This window comes from Streptomyces sp. RB17 (genome assembly GCF_009604455.1).
Classification (GTDB): Bacteria; Actinomycetota; Actinomycetes; order Streptomycetales; family Streptomycetaceae; genus Streptomyces.
On the sequence record NZ_WEGL01000002.1, the window covers coordinates 862255 to 875881 of the forward strand.

14 protein-coding genes are annotated in these 13627 nt (G+C 72.4%); 8 read left to right on the forward strand and 6 right to left on the reverse strand.

What is annotated here, in order from left to right:
- Positions 1-409: 409 nt before the first annotated feature.
- The gene (locus SRB17_RS10880) at positions 410-775 is read right to left on the reverse strand and encodes a nuclear transport factor 2 family protein (protein WP_153537159.1); all 366 of its coding nucleotides are present in this window, start codon (positions 773-775) and stop codon (positions 410-412) included.
- 160 nt (positions 776-935) lie between these two features.
- Positions 936-1727, reverse strand: coding sequence for an acyltransferase domain-containing protein (locus tag SRB17_RS10885; protein WP_228395941.1), 792 nt, complete (start codon positions 1725-1727; stop codon positions 936-938).
- Between the two features lie 235 nt (positions 1728-1962).
- Between SRB17_RS10885 and SRB17_RS10890 the strand changes: the two genes are divergently transcribed.
- From SRB17_RS10890 to SRB17_RS10905, 4 genes are all read left to right on the forward strand, one after another.
- A complete protein-coding gene (locus SRB17_RS10890) occupies positions 1963-3048 on the forward strand; it encodes an S-(hydroxymethyl)mycothiol dehydrogenase (RefSeq protein ID WP_153537163.1) in 1086 nt (361 codons plus the stop codon).
- Positions 3048-3677 carry an MBL fold metallo-hydrolase gene (locus tag SRB17_RS10895; protein ID WP_153537165.1) on the forward strand — a complete coding sequence of 210 codons (630 nt, stop codon included), beginning with the start codon at positions 3048-3050 and terminating at the stop codon, positions 3675-3677. The genes SRB17_RS10890 and SRB17_RS10895 overlap by 1 nt, the downstream gene beginning before the upstream one ends.
- A gap of 96 nt (positions 3678-3773) precedes the next feature.
- Positions 3774-4688 carry an SDR family oxidoreductase gene (locus SRB17_RS10900; protein WP_153537167.1) on the forward strand — a complete coding sequence of 305 codons (915 nt, stop codon included), beginning with the start codon at positions 3774-3776 and terminating at the stop codon, positions 4686-4688.
- A gap of 31 nt (positions 4689-4719) precedes the next feature.
- On the forward strand, positions 4720-5508 hold the full coding sequence (locus SRB17_RS10905) for an SDR family NAD(P)-dependent oxidoreductase (protein WP_153537169.1): 789 nt from the start codon (positions 4720-4722) through the stop codon (positions 5506-5508).
- Positions 5509-5521: 13 nt separating this feature from the next.
- Here the strand turns inward: SRB17_RS10905 and SRB17_RS10910 are convergent, their stop codons facing one another.
- Positions 5522-6910 carry a pyridoxal phosphate-dependent decarboxylase family protein gene (locus SRB17_RS10910; RefSeq protein WP_153537171.1) on the reverse strand — a complete coding sequence of 463 codons (1389 nt, stop codon included), beginning with the start codon at positions 6908-6910 and terminating at the stop codon, positions 5522-5524.
- A 205-nt stretch (positions 6911-7115) separates the two neighbouring features.
- Positions 7116-7430, reverse strand: coding sequence for a LysR substrate-binding domain-containing protein (locus SRB17_RS46095; protein ID WP_416237038.1), 315 nt, complete (start codon positions 7428-7430; stop codon positions 7116-7118).
- Here SRB17_RS46095 and SRB17_RS10920 point away from each other — a divergent pair.
- Both SRB17_RS10920 and SRB17_RS10925 read left to right on the forward strand, forming a co-directional pair.
- Entirely contained in the window at positions 7357-7773 is a 417-nt protein-coding gene (locus SRB17_RS10920) for a hypothetical protein (protein ID WP_416237039.1), read from the forward strand. The genes SRB17_RS46095 and SRB17_RS10920 overlap by 74 nt on opposite strands.
- 114 nt (positions 7774-7887) lie before the next feature.
- A complete protein-coding gene (locus tag SRB17_RS10925) occupies positions 7888-8583 on the forward strand; it encodes a L,D-transpeptidase family protein (protein ID WP_153537173.1) in 696 nt (231 codons plus the stop codon).
- A gap of 39 nt (positions 8584-8622) precedes the next feature.
- Here the strand turns inward: SRB17_RS10925 and SRB17_RS10930 are convergent, their stop codons facing one another.
- Entirely contained in the window at positions 8623-9825 is a 1203-nt protein-coding gene (locus SRB17_RS10930; protein ID WP_153537174.1) for a Gfo/Idh/MocA family protein, read from the reverse strand.
- 135 nt (positions 9826-9960) lie between these two features.
- On the opposite strand from SRB17_RS10930, the gene SRB17_RS10935 reads away from it, so the two are divergent.
- Both SRB17_RS10935 and SRB17_RS10940 read left to right on the forward strand, forming a co-directional pair.
- On the forward strand, positions 9961-11109 hold the full coding sequence (locus SRB17_RS10935) for an ROK family transcriptional regulator (protein WP_153537176.1): 1149 nt from the start codon (positions 9961-9963) through the stop codon (positions 11107-11109).
- 99 nt (positions 11110-11208) lie between these two features.
- The gene (locus tag SRB17_RS10940; RefSeq protein WP_153537178.1) at positions 11209-11394 is read left to right on the forward strand and encodes a hypothetical protein; all 186 of its coding nucleotides are present in this window, start codon (positions 11209-11211) and stop codon (positions 11392-11394) included.
- A 148-nt stretch (positions 11395-11542) separates the two neighbouring features.
- On the opposite strand, the gene SRB17_RS10945 is transcribed toward SRB17_RS10940, so the two are convergent.
- Complete coding sequence (locus tag SRB17_RS10945; protein WP_153537180.1) at positions 11543-12937, reverse strand: S1 family peptidase; 1395 nt, start codon at positions 12935-12937, stop codon at positions 11543-11545.
- Positions 12938-13627: the final 690 nt, after the last annotated feature.

Consider the following 13627-nt stretch of genomic DNA (forward strand, 5'->3'; position numbering starts at 1 on the left):
CCCCCCGCGAACTGCCCCTGCAGACCCGGTGCGCCGGGTTGCCGCGCGGCATCCGCCACTAACCGCCCCCGGCGGCACTCCACCGCAGCGCCGGTCACGGCCCGGGTACGGCCTGACCCGGCACCGGTCACCGCACGGCGCGTGCCGGTCCGGCTCAGCGAGGCCGGCCACGTCGCGGCCGCAGCGCACGCGGCAGCGGAGGACGTGGGCGGAGGCGGGCTGCTCTCAGGGCCGACCGCAGCAGAACGGCGCACACCGGCGGACCTGCTGCGGACGCTGGTCCCGGCCGGCGCGGGCGAGCCCGGGGCAGTCGCCCGAGGCTCGCCCGGGCCGAGAAGGTCCAGGTCAGCCGGGAGGTGACCCGGACCCTCGCGAATCTCCTTCCGGCGCCTGTCATGCCGGGGTGTGCCTACTCGTCCCAGGCCTGGATGATCAACTGGTCGGCTATCTTGCCGTCCCGCAACGTGACCATCGACTCGGCGAGGACGCGGGTGCCGTCCCCGTACTGGCAGGACTCCGTGAACGCGGCGTGATCGCCCTGCACGACACACCGGTCCAGCTTGTGTGTCATGTCGCGGCTGTAGACGTCGTCCAGCAACTCGGCGATCTGACCCCGCCCGCGCAGGACGGTGGGGTGGCTGGGCTGGTGGTTGCGGTCGACGATCCGGATCTCCGCGTCGTCGGCGTAGAGCGACAGAAGGGTGTTCCCGGTGTTCCCTTCTATACCCCGGCGCAGTGTCTCGATGTCGAAGGCGGAACCTGTCGCGGTGCCCATGGGTGACCTCCTTCGGGCGCCCGCGGCCCGGCGGGGCGCGGACCGCACGGGCCCCCACCCTTCGAGATTCCCCCGGCCCGGCGGACACGGCAAGCGCAGCCGGCGGGCTCCGCCCCGGCCGTCGACGCCCTCAGCGCGGTACGCCCGCAAGGAGTGGCTCTCACCGCCGTACGGCCCCGGAGCCGGCGCCCGGCCCCGACCGCAGCACCGCCCAGTCGCGGGACAGCGCGAAAGCCGCGGCCGTACCGCCCCGGAGGCCGTCCGGGAGACACTCCGGGAGCAGGCGGGTGAGCGGGTCACCCGGGCCCAGTTCCAGCCAGGTGCGGACCCCGTCGCGGTACAGCCGGCCCACCGCCTCCGCCAAGCGCAGCGGTGCGCGCCGCACCCAGAACTCCGGCTCGGCGGTCTCCTCGCCCACCGGACCGGCGGTGACGTCGGACACCAGGGGGATGCGCGGCGCACACGGGTGGAGCGTGGCGAGGGTGCGGCCGTAGGCATCGAGGACACGGTCCGGGCGCGCGGAGTGCGGCTCCGGGTCCGCCGGGCCGCCCAGCAGGCGGGCCAGGGTGCCGACCGCGTGGCAGGCGTCCGCCAGGCAGAAGACGCCCGCGGCATACGCGGCGGCCATCCGCCCGGAAGCCTGCCCGAACACCACGTCCGGCAGGACGCCCCAGCTGCGCAGCAACCGGTACTGCGCCACGTGGAGCGCGAAGACCGCGGGCCCGGCGAACGACTCCCGCTCCAGCAGCGCGGCCGTACGCGTGCCGTCGTCCGCGAACATCACGGATTTCAGCGGGAGTTCGAGATACGGATCGAGGCGCCCGCAGATGTCGTCCAGCGCGTCGGCGAAAACCGGGAATGCGTCCCGCAGTTCACGTCCTGTTCCGGGACGCGGCGCGGCGCCGGCCGAGAAAAGGAAAGCGATACGTCCGGAGCGGGTTTCGATGGGCATGCCCCTCATTGAGGCACGCCCGGACGGATACACATACCAGGCGAACTCATGCACCCTGCAAAAAGATTGCCATCATGGAATGACGTTATTCGGTCAAATTCTTACCGGAAAGTGGGTCGTTTCTTAAGAAGGGCGTGCTGTTCTCCCCCGGGCGCGCCCGGCGAGGCGTCCGCCCCGCTACCGATCGGTCGCGCGTAGGGTCGGCGGCGAAGGCATTCGAGGAAGGGGCCAGACCATGGCGCAGGAAGTGCGCGGCGTGATCGCACCGGGGAAGGACGAGCCCGTACGGGTCGAGACGATCGTGGTGCCGGACCCGGGGCCCGGCGAAGCCGTGGTGCGCGTCCAGGCCTGCGGCGTCTGCCATACCGACCTGCACTACAAGCAGGGCGGCATCTCCGACGACTTCCCCTTCCTCCTCGGCCATGAGGCCGCCGGCGTCGTGGAGTCGGTCGGCGAGGGCGTGAGCGATGTGTCGCCCGGAGACTTCGTCGTCCTCAACTGGCGTGCCGTGTGCGGGCAGTGCCGGGCCTGTCTGCGCGGCCGGCCCTGGTACTGCTTCGACACGCACAACGCCAAGCAGAAGATGACCCTCACGGACGGCACGGAGCTCTCGCCGGCGCTGGGCATCGGCGCCTTCGCCGAGAAGACGCTCGTCGCGGCCGGCCAGTGCACCAAGGTCGACCCGGCCGTCTCCCCGGCGGTCGCCGGTCTGCTGGGCTGCGGGGTCATGGCCGGGATCGGTGCCGCCATCAACACGGGCGGCGTCGGGCGCGGTGACTCCGTCGCGGTCATCGGATGCGGCGGGGTCGGCGACGCGGCCATCGCCGGGGCGAACCTCGCCGGCGCGGCGAGGATCATCGCCGTGGACATCGACGACCGCAAGCTCGACAGGGCCCGCACCCTGGGCGCCACCCACACCGTCAACTCCAAGGAGACCGACCCGGTGGCGGCGATCCGTGAGCTGACCGGCGGCTTCGGCGCCGACGTGGTCATCGAGGCCGTCGGCCGCCCGGAGACGTACTGGCAGGCCTTCTACGCCCGCGACCTCGCCGGCACCGTCGTCCTCGTCGGCGTGCCCACCCCCGAGATGAAGCTGGAACTGCCCCTGCTGGACGTCTTCGGCCGCGGCGGCGCCCTGAAGTCGTCCTGGTACGGCGACTGCCTGCCCTCCCGTGACTTCCCGATGCTGATCGACCTGCACCTCCAGGGCCGGCTGCCGCTCGACGCGTTCGTCACCGAGACCGTACGACTGGACGAGGTGGAGAAGGCGTTCGAGCGGATGCACAGCGGCGACGTGCTGCGTTCGGTGGTGGTGTTCTGATGACCGTACGCATCGAACGCCTCGTCACCTCTGGGCAGTTCACCCTCGACGGCGGCACCTGGGACGTCGAGAACAACGTGTGGATCGTCGGCGACGAGCGGGAGGTGATCGTGATCGACGCCGCCCACGACGCCGAGGCCATTGCCCGCGCCGTCGACGACCGGCGCCTGACCGCCATCGTGTGCACACACGCCCACAACGACCACATCAACGCCGCACCGGCACTCGCCGACCTGACCGGAGCCACCATCTGGCTGCACCCCGACGACCTCCCGCTGTGGAAGACGACCCACCCGCACCGCGACCCCGACCGGCACCTCCTCGACGGCCAGGTCATCGAGGCGGCCGGCGCCGACCTGACCGTGATCCACACCCCGGGCCACGCCCCCGGTGCCGTCTGCCTGTACGACCCGGCGCTCGGCACCGTCTTCACCGGGGACACCCTCTTCCAGGGCGGCCCGGGCGCCACCGGACGCTCGTACTCGCACTTCCCGACGATCATCGAATCCATCCGCGACAAGCTCCTCACCCTCCCACCGGAGACGAAGGTCCTCACCGGCCACGGCGACACGACCACCATCGGCGCCGAGGCACCGCACCTGGACGAGTGGATCCGGCGCGGACACTGAAACCGCCTCGGCAATCCCGACAGAAGATGTCGGGCTTTCCCGTGACAGTGGATGCGACAGCAGTCGTACAGCAGACGCGCACACGGGAGGCCGGACATGTCAGGACCGCTGCAGGACACGGTGGCGCTGGTCGCGGGGGCGACCCGGGGCGCCGGACGCGGCATCGCCGTGGAACTCGGCGCGGCCGGCGCCACCGTCTACGTCACCGGCCGCAGCACCCGCGAGCGCCGCTCGGAGTACGACCGCCCCGAGACCATCGAGGACACCGCCGACCTCGTCACCGCGGCCGGCGGACGCGGCATCGCCGTACCGGTCGACCACCTGGACCAGCCCGCCGTACGCGCCCTGGTGGAGCGCATCGACCACGAACAGGGCCGCCTCGACCTCCTCGTCAACGACATCTGGGGCGGCGAGAAGCTCTTCGAGTGGGACACCCCGGTCTGGGAGCACGACCTGGACAACGGGCTGCGGCTCCTCCGGCTCGCCGTCGAGACACACGCGATCACCAGTCACTTCGCGCTGCCGCTCCTGCTGCGCCGCCCCGGCGGCCTGGTGGTGGAGATGACCGACGGCACCGCCGACTACAACCGCGACACCTACCGCGTGAACTTCTTCTACGACCTCGCCAAGGCCTCCGTGCTGCGCATGGCCTTCGCCCTCGGCCACGAACTCGGCCCGCGCGGCGCCACCGCCGTCGCCCTGACCCCGGGCTGGCTGCGCTCGGAGCTGATGCTCGACGCGTACGGCGTCCGCGAGGTCAACTGGCGCGACGCCCTCGCCCGCCAACCGCACTTCGCCATCTCCGAGACCCCGCGTTACGTCGGCCGCGCCGTCGCCGCCCTGGCCGCCGACCCCGAAGTGGCGCGCCTCAACGGGCAGTCGCTCTCCAGCGGCGGGCTGGCCCAGGTGTACGGATTCACCGACCTCGACGGCAGCCGGCCCGACGCCTGGCGGTACCTGGTCGAGGTGCAGGACGCGGGCAAGCCGGCCGACGTCACCGGATACCGGTGAAAGAACACCCGCAGGGCCGTACGGTCACCGCATGACCGATCACACCCGCTTCGCAGGACACGGAGTTCTCGTCACGGGCGCGGCCCGCGGCATCGGCGCCGCCGTCGCCAGGAGACTCGCCCAGGAGGGCGGACGGGTCCTGGTCACCGACCAGGACCTGCCCGAAGCCGAACGCACGGCCGCCTCCTTGCGCCAACAGGACCTCATCGCCGAGGCGTTGGCGTGCGACATCGCCGACCGCGCCTCGGTCGAGGCGGCCGTCGCCCACGCCGTCGCCGCGTTCGGCTCGCTCGACGTGCTGGTCAACTGCGCCGCCCACTGCACCCCGGACGTCCCGCTCTTCGAGGACGACCCCGATGACGCGTGGGCGCGCGACCTCGACGTCACCCTCACCGGCGCCTACCGCTGCTGCCGCGCCGCCCTGCCCCACCTCGCCGCCTCCGGACGCGGCGCGATCGTCGGCATCGGCTCCGTCAACGGCCTGCAGGACTTCGGCAACCACGCCTACAGCGCCGCCAAGGCCGGCCTCGGCTCGCTCACCCGCACCCTCGCCGGGCACGCGGCACCCCGGGGCGTGCGGGTGAACCTCGTGGTGCCGGGCACGGTCCGCACCTCGGCGTGGGACGGCCGCGACGACGAACTCGCCGCGCTCCGCGCGTTCTACCCGCTCGGCCGGGTCGGCGAACCCGAGGACATCGCCGCCGCGGTCGCCTTCCTCGCCTCCCGCGACGCCGCCTGGATCACCGGCACCACCCTGGTGGTCGACGGCGGGCTCACCGCGGTGAACACCGGCTTCCACCTGGCCGTACGGCGCCCCTGAGCACCCCGGATCGTCAGCCCGAGGCCGCCGCCAGCACCCGCAGCACCCGCTCGGTGTCGGCCTCGGTGGTGCGCCAGTTGCTGAACGCAGCCCGCAGCCCGGGCACCCCGCCGTGCACGGTCGGTGTCACATACGCCTCCCCGGACGCGGCGACCGCCCGGGCGAGCGCGTCGACCCGCTCCTGCGTGGGGTCCTCGGCGAGGGTGAAGCAGACGACGTTCAGCCGGACCGGTGCCAGCAGCCGCAGGCCCGGCAGCGCGTCGACGCCCGCGCCGAGCCGGCGGGCCAGGGCCACGTTGCGTTCGACGATCTCCCGGTGCCCGGCACGCCCGTAGGCCACCAGCGAGAACCAGGCGGGCAGGGCGCGCAGCCGCCGGGAGTTCTCCGGGGTCAGATGCAGGAAGTCCGGCTCGCCGGCGGGCAGGCCGAGATAGGGGGAGGCGTTGTGGAAGACCTTCACCTGAAGGTCGCGGCGCCGGGTGAACTGCACGGCCGCGTCGTAGGGGACGTTGAGCCACTTGTGCAGGTCCACACAGACCGAGTCCGCCGCGTCGAGACCGTCGACCAGCGCGGCGTGCTCGGGGGCGAGCGCGGCGAAACCGCCGAACGCCGCGTCCACGTGCAGCCAGAAGTCGTAGCGCTCCTTCAGTGCGGCGATCGCCCGCAGATCGTCGAAGTCGACGGTGTTCACGGTGCCCGCGTTCGCCACGACGATCGCCGGCCGGCCGTCCAGCCCGGCGAGGGCCGACTCCAGCGCGGCCACGTCCACGGCCTCCCGGTTGCCGGGCAGCAGCGGCACCTTCCGCAGCCGGTCCCGCCCGATGCCCAGCACCGACATCGCCTTCGGCACGCTGGAGTGCGGGCTGCCGGACAGCACGTCGACCGGGCCCAGCGCGGCCGCGCCCGCGCGGGAGACGTCCACGCCCAGCCGCTCGCCGAGCCACTCCCGGCCGATCGCCAGACCGACCGTGTTGGAGGCGGTCGCCCCCGTCACGAACGCGCCGCTGTGCGCCTCGCCCAGCCCGAACAGCTCGCGCAGCCAGGCCACCGTCTGCCGCTCCAGCTCCTGCGCCCAGGAACCGCCCGCCCCGGACAGGTTCTGGTCGAACGCGGAGGTCAGCCAGTCCCCGGCGAGGGACGCGGGGGTCGCACCAGCGGTGACGAAGCCCAGATAGCGGGGTCCGGCGGAGCCCGAGAAGCCGGGCGCCCACCGCTCGGCGAACCGCGCGAGAGCCACGTCCGCGCCCGCACCGTCTTCCGGCAGGGGTTCCGGCGGGGGCGCCGTTCCGGACACGGCGACCGGCCGCTCGGCCAGCGCCTCCGCCTCATGGGCGGCGACGTCGCGGGCCGACTGGAGCAATTCGGGGAGCCGGGAGAGATCGCCGGCGAGGGCGGGGTGCATGTGCCGCAGCGTATGCAGGCGGGGGAGTCCTGAGCGCGGTCCAATCCGGGGAAACTGGACCGGGCCGGGGGCTGATGCTGCGCGGGTCACTTGCCCGCGTCGGCGGGATGCCGCCTGCGGCGCGTTTCTGGGCGCGGCAACGGCAACTCCCCAGGGGCGCGGAGAACTGCGCGACCAGCCCACACGAACCCGCACCCGGCGACGGTCAGGACGCCCCCGCCCGCATCCCCCTCCGCAACCGCCCCAGAAGCTCCCGCGCCGCCGGCAGCATCGGCCCCTCCGACCGCCACACCAGGGCCACCCGGCCGCGGGCGCGGGGGTCGGCCAGGGGCAAGGTGGTGAGGCCGGGCCGGGAGCCAAGACCGGGCAGGACAGCGACCCCGAGCCCGCGAGCCGCCAGCCGCCAGCCGGCACAGTCCGTCCGGTGTCGCCGCCTCGAACGCGACGTGCGGGCGGAAACCCGCTTCGGCGCACAGCCGTTCCAGGACCGGGACACCGAACTCGCCGCGTTCCTGCGCACCCACGCCCACCACCCGTGGACGCCACCCGTCGGCGGTCTGGCCGCGGCCCTCGGGCGCGACGTCGTGCACGGCCTCGACGTCACCGTCGCCCTCGGGCTGGACCGCGAGGTCCCCGAGGACCGGCAGCGGATCCTCCTCGACGCGATCGACCCGCGCGCCTTCCGGATCTTCGGCACCGACCTCGGCGGCGTACGGCTGTGCGCGCAGGACCTCGACTGGTCCTTCGGCTCCGGCGCGCCCCTGTACGGGCGCGGACAGGACCTGCTGCTGGTCGCCTACGGCCGCAGGCTCCCCGCCGGCCGGCTGCGCGGCGAGGAAGTTCACCGTTTCGTCACAGACTGACCGGAACCACAACCCCCGTAGCCCCGCGCAGGTCTAGTAGTCCGACATCGCGGGAATCGCGCAGGGGAGCACCCGGGGCAGGCCCTGGGCGACAAGGGGAGAAGAGGGTTGCACATGGGGGACATACGCAGACGGGGCGTCGTCGCGCTGGGCGTCACGGGACTCGTGGCACCGCTCACGCTCGCCCTCACCGCCGCGCCGGCCCAGGCCGCGAGCTGCACCACGCAGACGGGGCCGTACCAGAAGCAGGTGGAGAAGTTCCTCGGCCTGCCCGTCGACGGCAGGCAGTCCGCCACCGACTGCAAGGCCATCAAGGCCTTCCAGGACGAGCACGGCATCACGCCCGACATCGGCTACGCCGGACCCGTCACCTGGGGCGTGATGGACCTGATGAACAAGCAGAAGGCCGTCGGGAACAACCCGAACAAGGACGGCAAGTGCCCGGTGAACAAGGGCCGGATCGCCTGCGTGAACCTCACGCTCCAGCTGAGCTGGATCCAGGACGGCAAGAAGCTCGTCCACGGACCGGTCCCCGTGCGCACCGGGCGCAAGGGCTACACCACCCGCACCGGCCTGAAGAAGATCTACTGGCGGGACATCGACCACGTCTCGACCCTCTACAACGTGCCGATGCCCTACAGTCAGTTCTTCGACGGCGGCCAGGCCTTCCACTCGGTCAACCTGAGCATGTGGAACCCGCCGGGCTCGCACGGCTGCGTCAACATGACGACCAAGGACGCCAAGGCGTACTGGTCGCTGCTGAAGACGGGCGACGACGTCTTCGTCTACGGCCGCAAGCCGGGCACCTGAGCAGCACCGGGCGGCGCTGAGCCGTCGCCGCCCGGACCGTCACACCTCCGGCGCGTCCCCGAAGTCGGGGATCGGAAGCCGGACCCCGCCCTGCCGCGCCGACTCGTGCGCGATGATGCCCGGCAGGGTGTAGCGGGCGGCCACCCATGCGTTCACCGGGGGCAGCGAACGGGTGTCGACCGCGGTGACGAAGTCGTCCACGAGGAAGTGGTGGCTGCCCTCGTGGCCGTTGTGCAGCTCGTCGAACTCCCGTGGCAGCCTGGACCGGTCGTGCACCGGCGCCGAGCCGGAGGTGAAGGCGGCCCGCAGCTCGGGCGCGATGTGCGCCAGGGACGGATCACCGGGGGCCAGGGTCGGCTTGGGCTCCAGCAGCTCGCTGATGTCCTTCACCCCGTTCTTGTCCTGCCACAGCGCCACCGTCGCCAGTTGCTCCATGCTGGCCTCCGTGCCGAAGAACCGGAACCGGGACTCGCGGATGTGCGAGGGATAGCCGACCCGCCGGAACTCGTTCGTACGGAACGATCCGCCGCCCGCCACCTCGAACAGCGCGCTCGCGTTGGACACGTCGTTGTCGAACTGGCTGACCGAACGATCGAAAACGCCGTCGCCGCGATCATCTCGCACACCGATCGCCGACACGCTCACCGCGTGCGTCCGCCAGGCCCCGAGCACCCCGCCCACCGAGTGCGTCGGGTACAGCAGGGGCGGATAGCTGGCGGTCGCCTTCCAGTTCTCGCCGCCGCTGTACTGGTAGGCCTCGTAGAAGCCGAGGTCCATGTCATGGACGTAGTCGCCCTCGGCGTAGAAGAGCCGGCCGAAGGCGCCCTGGGCGATCTGGTTGCGGGCGTGCACGGTCGCCGGGTTGTACTGGCTGGTCTCACCCATCATGTACGTCAGCCCGGTCGCCCGAACCGCGTCGATGATCGCGGATATCTCGTCCGTGGTGATCGCCATGGGGACGGCGGAGTAGACGTGCTTGCCCGCGCCGAGGCCCTGCAGGACCAGCGGGCCGTGCGTCCAGCGCTGGGTGAAGATCGCGACCGCGTCGACCGCCTTCGACTCCAGCATGGCCTCGTACGACGGGAAGGTTCCGGCGAGACCCTGCCCGGCGGCGAGCCGCTCGGCCCGCTCGGGCAGCAGGTCGGTGACGTAGACGTCACGGACGCCGGGATGGGCCTGGAACAGCGTGGCGAACTGTCCGGAGAACTGTCCGGCGCCGACGATACCGAGAGAGAAAGTCATGCCCATTACTTTTGTAGCGGAAGAATATGTCCGTCAAGGGGTGGGCGAGGGTCTGTGGTGTGCGTCCGTCTCCGGGTAGGGTGAGTCTGGTTACTTCCGATGCGGAAGAAATGACGAGGTGGAGGAATCCGGTCCATGACCAGCTGGCTGCCGCTGAGTCCCGCGGAGCGCTCCGTGGCGATCGAGGTGCTCGTCCACGGGCCGCTGTCCCGCACCGAGCTGGCCCGGCGCCTCGGGCTCTCCCAGGGCAGTCTCACCCGGCTGACCAAGCCGCTCCTGGAGTCCGGGCTGCTGGCCGAGGCCCCGGATGCGGCCGGTCCGGCCCAGGCGCGTCAGGGCCGTCCGTCCCAGCCGCTCGACGTCGTGGCCGACGCCCGCTCCTTCCTCGGCTTCAAGATCACCGGAGACATGGTCTACGGCGTCGTCACCACCCTGCGCAGCGAGGTGACCGCACGGCTCGACCGGCCGCTCCCCGTACGTGCCCCGGACGCGGTCGCCGCACTGCTCGCGGAGATGGCGGCCACCCTGGCCCAGGGGTGCCCCGCCCCCGTGGGCATCGGCATCGGCGTGGGCGGCCTGGTGCGCGAGCGCGCGGTGGTCGCCGAGTCGCCGTTCCTCGGCTGGCGGGACGTGCCGCTCGCCACGCTGGTCGGGGAGCGCACCGGACTGCCGGTCGTCGTGGAGAACGATGTTGCCGCCCTCGTCGAGGCCGAGACCTGGTTCGGCGCGGGCCGCGGACTCGACCGCTTCGCCGTCCTGACCATCGGCGCCGGGATCGGCTACGGGCTGGTGCTCGGCGGCAGACGCGTACCGTTCGCGGAGGAGGGCCACGGCTTCGGCCGCCACTGGATCATCGACCCGACCGGCCCGCTCACCCCGAACGGCGCTCGCGGCAGCGCGGTGTCCCTGCTCACCATCCCCAGCATCGAGTACCAGATCCGCGCCGCCACCGGCCGCGACACCACCTACGAGGAGATCCTCGCCGGCGCCGCCGCGGGCGAGCCCATGGCCTTCCGGGTGATCGACGAGGCCGCCCGGGCCCTCGGCACCCTGGTCGCCCAGATCTCCAACTTCGCGATGCCGCAGAAGATCCTGCTCGCCGGAGAGGGGGTCGGTCTGATGGATGTGGCCGGGAACACGGTCCGTGCGACCATCGGGGCCCACCGGCATCCGCTGGCCGCCCCGGTCGACCTGGAGACGAAGGTGTCCGACTTCCACGACTGGGCACAAGGCGCCGCCGTGCCGGCGATTCAGGTGCTGGTGCTGGGTGAGGGCCCGGTGTGAACTCCCGCCTGCCGCTTGACAGATCGACGTGATGAGCACCACGTCCGGAATGTCCGTCTCGGGTGGGCTTACTCACAGCGCCTTCACCTCGATCGGCATATGCTTCACAGCATGTCCACCACTGTTGAAGCCGCCCCCGAGCGCTCGGCCGCGGAGGTCAACGAGGAGATCAGGGCCCTGTGGCGCCGGTCGGGCGGGACACTGACCACCGAGCAGCGCGCGGAGTACCAGCGCCTCGTGATGGAGTGGGCCGCCGCGACCCCGCGGTCGCAGCGAGCGGCCTGACCCACCTCGCGCGGACCGCGCCGAACCCTCCAGGGCACCCGTGAGCGCACGGGTGCCCTTCGTATGTCACCCGCGTCGGCCGTCGACCGCGTCAGCCCATGGCCTCGCCTCTCAGCCCACGGTCTTACCTCTCAACCCATCGCCTGGATCAGCCCCAGGTCGCCGAGTAGTACCGCTGATAGGCCTTGCGGTCCTGTTCGGCCCGGATGTAGCGGGTCGCGACCAGGGCGATCAGACTGCCCGCGACGACCAGCAGCCCGGGACCGATGTTCCGGGTGTCCGTCAGCCGTGCCAGCAGCGTCTGGCCCTGCGCGCCCGTCACCGGAGCCGAGGAACCCGGCGAGGCCGCGCTCGGCGCCACCGCGCCCCGCGCCGCCGAGCCGGACGGCGCGGGGGAGGGGGCCGCGCTCCGGGCGGCACCACCGGCGTTCTGCGTCGACACGATCAGCTTCACGTTCAGCGCCGTCAGCGCCCGCGCCACCGGCTGGAAGAACGTCGTGCCGCCCGTCGTGCAGTCACCGCTGCCGCCCGAGGTCACACCGAGCGCGATCCCGTCGGAGAACAGCGGCCCGCCGCTGTCGCCGGGTTCGGCACACACATTGGTCTGGATCAGCCCGGTGACCGTCCCCTCGGGGTAGTTGACGGTCGCGTTCAGCGCGGTGACCGTCCCGTCGTGCAGGCCACTGGTGCTGCCGCTGCGGAACACCCGCTGCCCCACCGCCGCATCGGCGAGGCCGGTGATCCGCACGCCGTTGCCGCCGCCGATCGCGACGACGTCGGCGCCGTCACCGGCCTTTCCGGAGGCGTACTGCACGAGCGAGAAGTCGTTGCCGGGGAAGGTGCTGGCCACCGTCCGGCCGAGCTGCTGATTTCCCTGGTTGTCGGCGAACCAGGTCGATCCCGCGGGACCGCAGTGGCCGGCCGTGAGGATGAAGTCGCTCCGCCCGTCGGTCACATTGAACCCCGCCGAGCAGCGGCCGCCGGTCGACAGGATCGGCTGGGCGCCGTTCAGCCGCGTGGTGAACGTGCCCGTCGTGCGCTCCATCCGCACGAAGTTCCCTATCCCCGCGGCCACATGGCTCAACCTGGACCAGTCGCTCGCGGACACCGTGCTGTCCGCGCTGACCACGACCCGGTTGGTCCGGTAGTCCACCGCCCACGCGGTACCCGCCACGCGCGGCGCCGAACGCAGCGTCGCCGCCGCCGACTTCAGCTCGTTCATGCTGTGCGACACGACCTTCGCCTCGGCTCCGGCGCGGCGCACCTCCCGAGCCGCCGTCTCGTCGGTCACCGCCACGACCTGCCGCCCGTCGGCGTCGATCCAGTTGCCCGCCGTCCGTGCCGTGCCGAGCCGCGCCACCAGCGCGGCCCCGGTGTCCCCGGCGCCGGACGCGCCGGACGCGGAGGCGAGTGGTCTGGCGGTGGCCGGGGGTGTCTCGCTCGCCATGGCCGCCTGGGCGACCATCCCGCCGCCCAGGAGGAGTCCGCCGACCGCCGCCAGGCGTGTCACCCGCCTGACGATCCGTCGTCGTGCGTGCCGCATGCAGGGCTCCCGAAGCCGAACCGAACGCGCACCGCCCGAGCCGGCGGCGCGAGGCCCTCGGGTCGTCGAGGGCCCGCACCTCCATACGCGGCCCACGGCCCGGGCGTTCACCGGCACCCCCGATCCCCGCCGACCGGCCCCGGCCCTCGCGGGATGCCGAGCGCCGACGCTCGGGTCTCAAAGGATGCCGAGCGCCGGCGTTGTGCGCTTGCGGGGTTCCCCGCGCCGGTGCCGGACGCTTGCCTGATTCCGCTCGCCTGTGCTCAGCGCCGGCTGGGTTCGTCCGGTCCGCGTTCGGTTCTGGCGGGATGCCTCGCGCCGGTGCTGTGCGCTTGCGGGGTTCCCCGCGCCGGCGCTGGGTGTTTGCGTGATTCCGCTCGCCGGCGCTGGGTGTTTGCGTGATTCCGCTCGCCTGTGCTCAGCGCCGGCTGGGTTCGTCCGGTCCGCGTTCGGTTCTGGCGGGATGCCTCGCGCCGGTGCTGTGCGCTTGCGTGGTTCCCCGCGCCCGGCGCTGGGTGTTTGCGTGATTCCCCTCGCCCGCGCTCAGCGTTCGTCGGTCCGTCCGGGCCGCGCTCAGGCCTTGCGGGAGCCCTCCGGGCCGCGCTCAGGCCTTGCGGGAGCCCTCTGGGCCCGCGCTCAGTCGGCGGGAGCCCCCGGGTCCGCGCTCAGCCCCTGCCGGATCTCTCCGGC